Raw genomic sequence first — 9,738 nt, 5'->3', positions numbered from 1 at the left:
GATGGTGATGCCGGGCGACAACATCGCGATGGACGTGGAGTTGATCGCGCCGATTGCCATGGACGAGGGCCTGCGCTTCGCGATCCGCGAAGGCGGTCGTACCGTCGGCGCCGGCGTCGTCTCCAAGATCATCGAGTGAGGATGAAACGGCCCCGGCGGCCACTAGGGAAGCCGGGGCACTTTTTCGCTCCTCCGAGGGCGTGGGATTGAGATGATGGACAGCCAGAATATCCGCATCCGCCTGAAGGCGTTCGATCACCGGGTCCTCGACCAGTCGACCGGGGAGATCGTCAACACGGCCAAGCGAACCGGTGCCCGCGTGCGCGGCCCGATTCCGCTGCCGACCCGGATCGAGCGGTTCACGGTGTTGCGGGGTCCGCACATCGACAAGAAGAGCCGCGAGCAGTTCGAAGTCCGCACCCACAAGCGGGTGCTCGACATCGTCGACCCGACTCCGCAGACCGTGGACGCGCTGATGAAGCTCGACCTGGCTGCCGGCGTCGACGTCGAGATCAAGCTCTAAGGGGACCGGCCATGCGTTCGGGATTGATCGCTCAGAAGGTCGGCATGACCCGCGTCTTCAACGACGAGGGGAACCATGTGCCGGTCACGGTGCTGAAGGTTGACGGCTGTCAGGTCGTCTCCGTCCGCACCAAGGACAAGGACGGCTACACCGCGGTGCAGCTCGGTGTGGGCGTGCGCAAGCCGAAGCACACCACCAAGCCGATGCGCGGGCACTTCGCCAAGGCGGGTGTCGAGCCGAAGCGCAAGATGGTCGAGTTCCGGGTGGACGAGGACGCGCTGCTGGACGTCGGCGCCGAGATCTCGGTCGAGCACTTCGTGGCCGGCCAGAAGGTCGACGTCACCGGTACCTCGATCGGCAAGGGTTTCGCGGGCGCCATGAAGCGGCACAACTTCGCCGGTCTGCGCGCCTCGCACGGTGTGTCGCTGTCGCACCGCAGCCACGGCTCTACCGGTAACAACCAGGATCCGGGCCGGGTCTGGAAGGGCAAGAAGATGGCCGGGCACATGGGCGACGTTCGCGTCACCACCCAGAACCTGGTGATCGTGTCGACCGACCCCGAGCGCGGTCTGATCCTGGTCCGCGGTGCGGTGCCGGGTTCCGACGGCGGCTGGGTGCTGGTGCGGGACGCCGTCAAGTCGAAGCTGCCGGATGGCGTGCCGTTCCCGGCCGCGATCAAGGCCGCCGAGCAGGCCGCAGCGGAGCAGACCGCGTCCGTCGAGGACGCCCCGGCCGATCCGGCCGGCGAGACGGATCAGAAGGACTGAGGCCATGAAGCTGGAGGTCACAAACCTCGAGGCGGAGAAGACCGGCGAGATCGAGCTCGATGACTCGATCTTCGGTCTGGACCCGCGCCGCGACATCCTTGCCCGGGTCGTGAACTGGCAGCTCGCCAAGCGGCGTGCCGGTACCCACAAGACCAAGGGCATCTCGGAGATCAGCGGCACGACCAAGAAGCCGTTCCGCCAGAAGGGGACCGGCCGCGCCCGTCAGGGTTCGGTGCGGGCCACCCAGTTCCGGGGCGGCCAGACCGTGCACGGTCCGGTGGTACGCAGCCATGCGCACGACCTGCCGAAGAAGGTCCGCAAGCTCGGTCTGAAGTGCGCCCTGTCGGCGAAGCTCAAGGCCGGTCAACTGATCGTCCTGGACAATGCCTCGTCCGACGACGCGAAGACCAAGGCGCTGGCCGCGAAGTTCGCGAAGCTCGGCTGGCAGTCGGTCCTGGTGATCGACGGCCCCGAGCTGAACGAGGGCTTCGCCCGGGCGGCGCGGAACATCCCGAGAGTGGACGTGCTGCCGCAACAGGGCGCGAACGTCTACGACATCCTGCGGCGCGAAGTGCTGGTCCTGACCCGCGGTGCCGTGGAGCATCTGGAGGCGCGGCTGAAATGAGTATCAGACCCTACAAGCCGAAGCCGACGACGGTGAGCGCCGAGCGGGCCTTCGAGGTCCTGCGCGCGCCGATCGTCACCGAGAAGTCGACCCGCGGGTCGGAGTTCAGCCAGGTGACCTTCGAGGTCCCTCTGGACGCGACCAAGCCGGAGATCAAGCTCGCGGTCGAGCGTCTGTTCGAGGTCGAGGTCCGGGCGGTTAACACCATCCGGGTCAAGGGCAAGACCAAGCGCTTCCGCGGTCGCCCGGGCCGTCGGTCCGACTACAAGAAAGCCGTCGTGACGCTGGCCGAGGGCCAGTCGATCGACCTGGTGGCGGGAGTCTGACGCCATGGCGTTGAAGTCCTACAACCCGACGACGCCGTCCCAGCGTCAGCTGGTGATCGTCGATCGGTCCGAGCTCTGGAAGGGCAAGCCGGTCAAGAAGCTGACCGAGGGCCTGACCAAGAAGGCCGGCCGCAACAACACCGGTCGCGTCACCGCGCGCCGGCGTGGCGGCGGTCACAAGCAGAGCTACCGGCTGATCGATTTCAAGCGCCGCAAGTTCGACGCGGTCGGCACGGTCGAGCGCCTGGAATACGATCCGAACCGGACCGCGTTCATCGCGCTGATCTCCTACGAGGACGGCGAGCAGGCCTACATCCTGGCGCCGCAGCGCCTCGGCGCCGGCGACAAGGTGATCGCGGGCGAGCGGGTCGACGTGAAGCCGGGCAACGCGATGCCGCTGCGCAGCATCCCGATCGGCACGATCGTGCACAACGTCGAGCTGAAGCCGGGCAAGGGCGGCCAGATGGCCCGTTCGGCCGGCACCTACGTCCAGATCGTCGGCCGCGACGCCGGCTACGCCCTGCTGCGTCTCGCCTCGGGCGAGGTCCGGATGGTGCGCAGCGAGTGCATGGCGTCGATCGGTGCGGTGTCGAACCCGGACCAGCAGAACATCAACCTCGGCAAGGCAGGCCGCAACCGCTGGCTCGGCAAGCGCCCGTCGGTCCGAGGCGTCGCGATGAACCCGGTCGATCACCCGCACGGTGGCGGTGAAGGCCGGACCTCGGGCGGCCGTCATCCGGTCACCCCGTGGGGCAAGCCGACCAAGGGCAAGAAGACGCGTAGCAATAAGGCGAGCGATCGCCTGATCGTGCGGCGCCGGAAGAAGTAAGGAGAAGAACGGTGGCTCGATCCGTATGGAAGGGACCGTTCGTCGACGGTTACCTGCTCAAGAAGGCCGACAAGTCCCGGTCGTCGGGGCGCAACGAGGTCATCAAGATCTGGGCGCGTCGCTCGACGATCATGCCGCAATTCGTCGGCCTGACCTTCGGCGTGCACAACGGCCAGAAGTTCGTGCCGGTGCTGGTGTCCGAGAACATGGTCGGTCACAAGTTCGGCGAGTTCGCGCCGACCCGTACCTACTACGGGCACGCGGCCGACAAGAAGGCCCGGCGCTGAGCGCGGAGAGGAATTAGGCAATGGGTAAGCAAGCGACCGCCCGGCGGCTCCAGGACAACGAGGCTCAGGCCATTGTCCACAATCTCCGGGTCAGTGCTCAGAAGCTGAATCTGGTGGCGGCGAGCATTCGCGGCCTCAACGCGTCGAAGGCGATTGCCTCGCTGACCTTCTCCAAGCGGCGGATCGCCGACGCGGTGAAGAAGGCGCTGGAATCGGCGATCGCCAATGCCGAGAACAACCACCAGCTCGACGTCGACCGGCTGTACGTGAAGGAAGCCTACGTCGGCAAGAGCATGCGGATGCGCCGCTTCCGTCCGCGGGCTCGCGGCCGTGTCGGCCGGATCGAGAAGCCGTTCTCGCACCTCACCGTGGTGGTGCGCGAGCGGGAGGAGCAGAGCTGATGGGTAACAAAGTCAATCCGATCGGGCTGCGGCTCGGCATCAACCGGACCTGGGATTCGCGCTGGTTCGCCGCGAAGGGCTACGCCGCCCTGCTGCACGAGGACCTGGCGCTGCGCAAGTTCCTGCAGAAGCGGCTTCGTCAGGCCGGCGTCAGCCGGATCGTGATCGAGCGGCCGGCAAAGCGGGCGCGCATCACCATCTACACCGCCCGTCCGGGCGTGGTGATCGGCAAGAAGGGCTCGGATATCGAGAAGCTCCGCCTGGAGCTGTCGAAGATGACCGGCACGGATGTGGCGCTGAACATCGTCGAGATCCGCAAGCCGGAGATCGACGCCAAGCTGGTGGCCGAGAACATCGCCCAGCAGCTGGAGCGCCGAGTGGCCTTCCGTCGCGCCATGAAGCGTGCGGTGCAGTCGGCCATGCGCCTCGGTGCCCTGGGCATCCGGATCACCTGCGGCGGCCGCCTCGGCGGCGCCGAGATCGCCCGGACCGAGTGGTATCGTGAAGGCCGCGTGCCGCTGCACACCCTGCGCGCCGACATCGACTACGGCGAGGCGACGGCCTTCACCACCTACGGCACCTGCGGCGTCAAGGTCTGGGTGTTCAAGGGCGAGATCATGACTCACGACCCGATGGCGCAGGACAAGCGGCTCGCCGATCAGCAGCCGGGTGGACACGGCCATGGCCACGGTCACGGCCACGGTCAGCGCTGAAGGCCGGAGTGAGAGGAGACTGAGACATGCTGTCCCCGAAGCGCACCAAGTTCCGCAAAGCCTTCAAGGGCCGTATCCACGGCCTGGCGAAGGGCGGCACCGCGCTTAACTTCGGCGCCTACGGCCTGAAGGCGACGACCCCGGCACGCGTGACCGCGCGGCAGATCGAAGCGGCCCGCCGCGCGATCACCCGCCACATCCGCCGTGTCGGCCGGGTCTGGATCCGGATCTTCCCGGACGTCCCGGTGTCGAGCAAGCCCGCCGAAGTGCGTATGGGTAAGGGCAAGGGCACGCCCGAGTTCTGGGTGTGCCGTGTGAAGCCGGGCCGGATCATGTTCGAGCTGGACGGTGTGCCGCGCGACCTGGCGGAGGAGGCGTTCCGCCTCGCCGCCATGAAGCTGCCGGTCGACACCCGGTTCGTGACGCGACTGGGCGAGTGAGCGGGCTGGAGGATCGAGTTATGGCGAACAAAGTGGCCCAGGACCTGCGTACCAAGACGCCGGACCAGCTCAAGGAGCAGCTGCTGCAGCTGCGCCGGGAGGCCTTCAACCTCCGCTTCCAGCGGGCGAACGGGCAGCTCGAGAACACCAACCGCATGCGGCAGGTGCGGCGCGAGATCGCCAAGGTGAAGACCATCATGGGCGAGAAGACGCGCGCCGCGGCCGCGGCCTGACGCGGTCGGACGAGGGGTTAGGAGAAAGCGATGCCGAGGCGAGTTCTGCAGGGCACCGTCGCCAGCGACAAGGGCGACAAGACGGTGGTCGTGACCGTCCAGCGGCGGGTCATGCACCCGCTGTACAAGAAGTTCATCACCCGTTCGAAGAAGTTCTCGGCGCACGATCCGGAGAACCGCTTCAAGCAGGGCGATAAGGTCCGGATCCAAGAGTGCCGGCCGATTTCGAAGTCGAAGCGTTTCGAGGTCCTCTACGAGGACACGGCTGTGGCTGAAAACGCCTGAGCCGGATTTAGGAGACCAAGACCATGATCCAGATGCAGACGAACCTCGAGGTCGCCGACAATTCCGGCGCACGGAGGGTGCAGTGCATCAAGGTGCTCGGTGGCTCCAAGCGCAAGGTCGCGTCGATCGGCGACGTCATCGTCGTCTCGGTCAAGGAAGCGATCCCGCGGGGCCGCGTGAAGAAGGGTGACGTGCACCGCGCCGTCATCGTCCGCACCGCCAAGGAGCTGCGCCGTCAGGACGGCTCGGCGATCCGGTTCGACAGCAATGCGGCAGTCCTGATCAACAAGCAGGGCGAGCCGATCGGCACCCGTATCTTCGGCCCCGTCACACGCGAGCTGCGGGCGAAGAAGTTCATGAAGATCATCTCGCTGGCTCCGGAGGTGCTGTGATGGCCGCGCGCGTCAAGAAGGGCGACCGTGTGGTGGTTACCACCGGTCGCGACAAGGGCAAGACCGGCGAGGTGCTCGGTGTCATGCCGAAGGACGGCCGCGTGCTCGTCCAGGGCGTGAACATGATCAAGCGCCACACCCGCCCGTCGCAGACCCAGCAGGGTGGCATCATCGAGCGCGAGGCGCCGCTGCACCTGTCGAACGTGATGCTGGCGGACCCGAAGTCGGGCGAGCCCACCCGCGTCGGCTTCAAGGTTCTGGACGATGGCCGCAAGGTGCGCTTTGCCAAGCGCTCCGGCGAAGTCATTGACGCCTGAGCCGAGAGACGGAGATCGCACCATGGCTCGGTTGAGAGAAGTTTACGAGGCGACGATCCGGCCGGATCTGATGTCCGAGTTCGGATATTCGAACCGGCTCGAGGTTCCGCGCCTCGAGAAGATCGTCATCAATATGGGTGTCGGCGAGGCGGTTCAGGATTCCAAGCGAATCAACTCCGCGGTCGATGAGCTCACCCGGATTGCCGGCCAGAAGCCGGTGGTCACGCGGGCCAAGAAGTCGATCGCCGGCTTCAAGCTCCGCGAGGGCATGCCGATCGGCGTGAAGGTGACTCTGCGCCGCGAGCGGATGTTCGAGTTCCTGGATCGGCTGGTGAACATCGCGCTGCCGCGCGTCCGCGACTTCCGCGGGCTGAACCCGAAGAGCTTCGACGGGCGCGGCAACTACGCGTTGGGCGTCAAGGAGCAGATCGTGTTCCCGGAAATCGACTACGACAAGGTCGATACCGTCCGGGGCATGGACATCATCGTGGTCACCACGGCGAAGACGGACGACGAGGCGCGCGAATTGCTCAAGCGCTTCCAGTTCCCGTTCGTCAACTGACGGGACCGGAGGACGTAATGGCAAAGAAGAGCTCGATCGAGAAGAACAACCGTCGCGCCAGGCTGGCTACCCAGCACGCGGCGAAGCGGGAGCGCCTCAAGGCGGTCGCGAAGGACAAGTCGATCCCGATCGAAGAGCGTTTCCTGGCGACCGTCACGTTGGCGCAGATGCCGCGTAACGGGGCGAGGATCCGGGTTCGCAACCGCTGCGAGCTGACCGGGCGCCCGCGTGGCGTCTACCGCAAGTTCAAGATCTCGCGCATTGCGCTGCGCGACCTCGGCTCGACCGGACAGATTCCGGGCGTGGTCAAGTCGAGCTGGTGAGGAAGGAGGACGGTCCATGGCGTTGAGCGATCCTCTCGGGGACATGCTGACTCGGATCCGCAACGGGCAGAGCGCTCGGAAGCAGGTCGTGAATAGCCCTGCCTCGAAGCTGCGTTCGAATGTGCTTGAGGTCTTGAAGCGCGAAGGGTTCATTCGCGGTTACTCGACCGACGAGATCCGTTCGGGGGTATCCGAGGTTAAAATCGAACTGAAGTACCAGGAAGGCGAGCCGGTGATCCGAGAGATCCGCCGTGTGTCGCGGCCTGGGCGTCGAGTGTATGCGAAGATCAAGGATCTGCCGCGGGTCTACAACGGCCTCGGTATCGCGATCCTGTCGACGCCGCGCGGCGTGATGTCGGACAACGAGGCACGCGCTGCCAATGTCGGCGGCGAAGTCCTCTGCCAGGTATTCTGATCGGAGGCGACGATGTCGCGGGTAGGTAAGTATCCGGTCGCGGTCCCAGACGGGGTGTCCGTCGAGATCGCGAACGACACGGTGACGGCCAAGGGCAAGCTCGGTGAGCTTTCCGCGCCGATCACCGCCGACGTCGAGGTGACGGTCGAGGGCAACCTGGTGACCGTCCGCCCGATGAAGGAGAGCAAGAAGGCGCGTGCTATGTGGGGCACCACTCGGGCGCTGGTGAACAATCTGGTCACCGGCGTGTCGAAGGGCTTCACCGTGAACCTCGAGATCAACGGCGTCGGCTATCGTGCCGCGGTCGAGGGGAAGGACCTGGTGCTGTCGCTCGGCTACAGCCATCCGGTCCGGTACCCGATCCCCGAGGGGATCACCATGAAGTGCGAGCGCCCGACGGCGATCGAGATCAGCGGCGCTGACAAGCAGCGCGTCGGTCAGATTGCCTCGGAGATCCGTGCCTTCCGTCCGCCGGAGCCGTTCAAGGGCAAGGGCGTGAAGTACGCCACCGAGACCATCCTGCGCAAGGAAGGTAAGAAGAAGTAAGGAGTAGGGGACATGCTCTCCTCGAAGGATCTCTTCAAGCGTCGGCAGATGCGCACCCGTGCGCAGCTCCGCCGTAAGGCGAACGGTCGGCCGCGGTTGTCGGTGTTCCGCTCGTCCAAGCACATCTACGCGCAGGTCATCGACGATGCCGAGGGCCGCACCCTCGTGGCGGCAAGCTCGCTCGAGAAGGACCTGCGGGGCCAGATCAAGACCGGTGCCGACAAGTCGGCGGCGGAAGTGGTCGGCAAGCTGGTTGCTGAGCGTGCCAAGGCGGCCGGCCTCGAGGAGGTCGTGTTTGATCGTGGCGGCTACATCTACCACGGGCGGGTGAAGGCTCTGGCCGACGCTGCGCGTGAAGCTGGTTTGAAGTTTTAAGGGGCCGGACGATGGCACGTAACGACAGGCAGGACCGGGGCCGCGATCGCGATCGCGAGGATTCGGAACTGGTCGAGAAGCTGGTCGGCATCAACCGCGTCGCCAAGGTGGTGAAGGGCGGCCGGCGCTTCGGCTTCGCCGCGATCGTCATCGTCGGCGACCAGCGTGGCCGCGTCGGCCACGGTGCGGGCAAGGCCCGCGAGGTGCCGGAGGCGATCCGCAAGGCGACCGAGGCCGCCAAGCGCGCGATGATCCGGGTGCCGTTGCGTGAGGGCCGGACGCTGCATCACGACATCAACGGCCGTTTCGGCGCCGGTCGGGTGACCCTGCGGGCCGCCCCGGCCGGTACCGGCATCATTGCGGGTGGTCCGATGCGTGCGATCTTCGAGGCGCTCGGCGTCCACGATGTGGTCGCCAAGTCCCTTGGGACCTCGAACCCGCACAACATGATCAAGGCGACGTTTGACGCGCTGACCAACGTGCAGTCGCCGCGGGCGATCGCCGGCAAGCGCGGCAAGAAGGTCGCCGAGATTTTCGGGCGGTCGCCGCAGGGCGAAGCCGCCGAGGCGGCGGCGACCGAGTAAGGTTGCCGGGCGGACGGAGACGGGACGATGGCGAAGAGCAAGAGCAGCACCGTGACGGTGCAGCAGATCCGCAGTGGTCTGGGCCGCAAGAAGGACCAGCAGGCGACGCTGGTCGGTCTTGGGCTGGGCAAGCTGAACCGTAGCCGTACGCTGGAGGACACGCCGGCGGTGCGGGGTATGATCGACAAGGTGAAGCACCTGGTCCAGGTTGTGGACCAGGGCTGAGCACCGGGAATGACGCGCGCCGCAACCACGGTGCGCCAGGCTGAGGACTGAAGCGATGCGACTGAACGAGCTGTCCGACAATCCGGGTGCGACCAGCCCGCGCAAGCGTGTGGGCCGCGGCACCGGTTCCGGTCTCGGCAAGACCAGCGGCAAGGGTCACAAGGGCCAGAAGGCGCGCAGCGGCGTGGCCGTCAACGGCTTCGAGGGTGGCCAGATGCCGATCTACCGGCGTCTGCCGAAGCGCGGGTTCACCAACCTGTTCCGCAAGCAGTACGGGGTGATCAACCTCGGCCGCCTGCAGGCCGCCATCGAGGCGGGCAAGGTCGATGCCGCGCAGCCGATCACCGGCAGCGCGCTGGTCGCCGCGGGTGTGGTGCGCGAGGCCAAGGACGGCGTCCGTCTCCTTGCGCAGGGCGAGCTCAAGACCAAGGTAGAGATCCATGTGGCCGGCGCCTCGAAGGCGGCGGTTGCGGCGGTCGAGAAGGCGGGCGGCAGCGTGACGCTGTCGGCGGGCGCGACGGCCGAGTCCTGATCGGGCGCCCGGATCGTCCGGGCGACCGCGCCACCGGA

General features: G+C 66.5%; 22 protein-coding genes. All 22 read left to right on the top strand.

The genetic code is table 11. The annotated features are described in order from the left end of the window. Window positions 1-139: EF-Tu C-terminal domain-related protein (locus RIC31_RS26505; RefSeq protein ID WP_502990136.1), on the top strand; the 139-nt coding region annotated here is incomplete at its 5' end. A gap of 75 nt (window positions 140-214) precedes the next feature. Next, a complete protein-coding gene (rpsJ, locus tag RIC31_RS26500; RefSeq protein WP_189993343.1) occupies window positions 215-523 on the top strand; it encodes a 30S ribosomal protein S10 in 309 nt (102 codons plus the stop codon). Between the two features lie 11 nt (window positions 524-534). After that, entirely contained in the window at window positions 535-1,290 is a 756-nt protein-coding gene (rplC, locus tag RIC31_RS26495) for a 50S ribosomal protein L3 (protein ID WP_350115575.1), read from the top strand. Between the two features lie 4 nt (window positions 1,291-1,294). Further along, complete coding sequence (rplD, locus tag RIC31_RS26490) at window positions 1,295-1,915, top strand: 50S ribosomal protein L4 (RefSeq protein WP_350115573.1); 621 nt, start codon at window positions 1,295-1,297, stop codon at window positions 1,913-1,915. Next, a complete protein-coding gene (locus RIC31_RS26485) occupies window positions 1,912-2,241 on the top strand; it encodes a 50S ribosomal protein L23 (RefSeq protein WP_350115570.1) in 330 nt (109 codons plus the stop codon). Before rplD ends, RIC31_RS26485 begins: the two co-directional genes overlap by 4 nt. A gap of 4 nt (window positions 2,242-2,245) precedes the next feature. Then, window positions 2,246-3,070, top strand: coding sequence for a 50S ribosomal protein L2 (rplB, locus tag RIC31_RS26480; protein WP_350115568.1), 825 nt, complete (start codon window positions 2,246-2,248; stop codon window positions 3,068-3,070). 11 nt (window positions 3,071-3,081) lie between these two features. Beyond that, window positions 3,082-3,357 (top strand): 30S ribosomal protein S19, encoded by a 276-nt coding sequence (rpsS, locus tag RIC31_RS26475; protein ID WP_350115565.1) that lies wholly within the window; start codon window positions 3,082-3,084, stop codon window positions 3,355-3,357. Between the two features lie 20 nt (window positions 3,358-3,377). Then, a complete protein-coding gene (gene rplV / locus RIC31_RS26470) occupies window positions 3,378-3,758 on the top strand; it encodes a 50S ribosomal protein L22 (RefSeq protein WP_350115562.1) in 381 nt (126 codons plus the stop codon). Beyond that, entirely contained in the window at window positions 3,758-4,471 is a 714-nt protein-coding gene (gene rpsC / locus RIC31_RS26465; RefSeq protein ID WP_350115559.1) for a 30S ribosomal protein S3, read from the top strand. Before rplV ends, rpsC begins: the two co-directional genes overlap by 1 nt. Before the next feature lie 26 nt (window positions 4,472-4,497). Continuing rightward, window positions 4,498-4,911, top strand: a complete 414-nt coding sequence (rplP, locus tag RIC31_RS26460) for a 50S ribosomal protein L16 (protein ID WP_350115556.1) — start codon at window positions 4,498-4,500, stop codon at window positions 4,909-4,911. Between the two features lie 20 nt (window positions 4,912-4,931). Continuing rightward, window positions 4,932-5,144: a 50S ribosomal protein L29 gene (rpmC, locus tag RIC31_RS26455; RefSeq protein WP_350115553.1), complete on the top strand. Its 213-nt coding sequence runs from the start codon at window positions 4,932-4,934 to the stop codon at window positions 5,142-5,144. A gap of 30 nt (window positions 5,145-5,174) precedes the next feature. Beyond that, window positions 5,175-5,429 (top strand): 30S ribosomal protein S17, encoded by a 255-nt coding sequence (rpsQ, locus tag RIC31_RS26450; protein WP_350115550.1) that lies wholly within the window; start codon window positions 5,175-5,177, stop codon window positions 5,427-5,429. A gap of 23 nt (window positions 5,430-5,452) precedes the next feature. Then, window positions 5,453-5,821: a 50S ribosomal protein L14 gene (gene rplN, locus RIC31_RS26445; protein ID WP_350115545.1), complete on the top strand. Its 369-nt coding sequence runs from the start codon at window positions 5,453-5,455 to the stop codon at window positions 5,819-5,821. Next, the gene (rplX, locus tag RIC31_RS26440) at window positions 5,818-6,138 is read left to right on the top strand and encodes a 50S ribosomal protein L24 (RefSeq protein WP_350115542.1); all 321 of its coding nucleotides are present in this window, start codon (window positions 5,818-5,820) and stop codon (window positions 6,136-6,138) included. The genes rplN and rplX overlap by 4 nt, the downstream gene beginning before the upstream one ends. 22 nt (window positions 6,139-6,160) lie before the next feature. Further along, complete coding sequence (gene rplE, locus RIC31_RS26435; protein WP_350115539.1) at window positions 6,161-6,700, top strand: 50S ribosomal protein L5; 540 nt, start codon at window positions 6,161-6,163, stop codon at window positions 6,698-6,700. A gap of 17 nt (window positions 6,701-6,717) precedes the next feature. Then, the gene (rpsN, locus tag RIC31_RS26430) at window positions 6,718-7,023 is read left to right on the top strand and encodes a 30S ribosomal protein S14 (RefSeq protein ID WP_350115536.1); all 306 of its coding nucleotides are present in this window, start codon (window positions 6,718-6,720) and stop codon (window positions 7,021-7,023) included. A 16-nt stretch (window positions 7,024-7,039) separates the two neighbouring features. Then, entirely contained in the window at window positions 7,040-7,438 is a 399-nt protein-coding gene (gene rpsH / locus RIC31_RS26425) for a 30S ribosomal protein S8 (RefSeq protein WP_350115533.1), read from the top strand. A 12-nt stretch (window positions 7,439-7,450) separates the two neighbouring features. Continuing rightward, a complete protein-coding gene (gene rplF / locus RIC31_RS26420; RefSeq protein ID WP_350115531.1) occupies window positions 7,451-7,984 on the top strand; it encodes a 50S ribosomal protein L6 in 534 nt (177 codons plus the stop codon). Window positions 7,985-7,996: 12 nt separating this feature from the next. Beyond that, window positions 7,997-8,359 (top strand): 50S ribosomal protein L18, encoded by a 363-nt coding sequence (gene rplR, locus RIC31_RS26415; protein WP_350115528.1) that lies wholly within the window; start codon window positions 7,997-7,999, stop codon window positions 8,357-8,359. Window positions 8,360-8,370: 11 nt separating this feature from the next. Then, window positions 8,371-8,943, top strand: coding sequence for a 30S ribosomal protein S5 (gene rpsE / locus RIC31_RS26410; protein ID WP_350115525.1), 573 nt, complete (start codon window positions 8,371-8,373; stop codon window positions 8,941-8,943). A gap of 27 nt (window positions 8,944-8,970) precedes the next feature. After that, window positions 8,971-9,168: a 50S ribosomal protein L30 gene (rpmD, locus tag RIC31_RS26405; protein WP_350115522.1), complete on the top strand. Its 198-nt coding sequence runs from the start codon at window positions 8,971-8,973 to the stop codon at window positions 9,166-9,168. A 55-nt stretch (window positions 9,169-9,223) separates the two neighbouring features. Continuing rightward, on the top strand, window positions 9,224-9,700 hold the full coding sequence (rplO, locus tag RIC31_RS26400) for a 50S ribosomal protein L15 (protein WP_350115519.1): 477 nt from the start codon (window positions 9,224-9,226) through the stop codon (window positions 9,698-9,700). Window positions 9,701-9,738: the final 38 nt, after the last annotated feature.

The organism is Thalassobaculum sp., from assembly GCF_040219615.1.
Classification (GTDB): Bacteria; Pseudomonadota; Alphaproteobacteria; order Thalassobaculales; family Thalassobaculaceae; genus Thalassobaculum_A.
The sequence above is the reverse complement of the archived record's forward strand: the minus strand, read 5'-3'. Positions and strand labels throughout refer to the sequence as shown.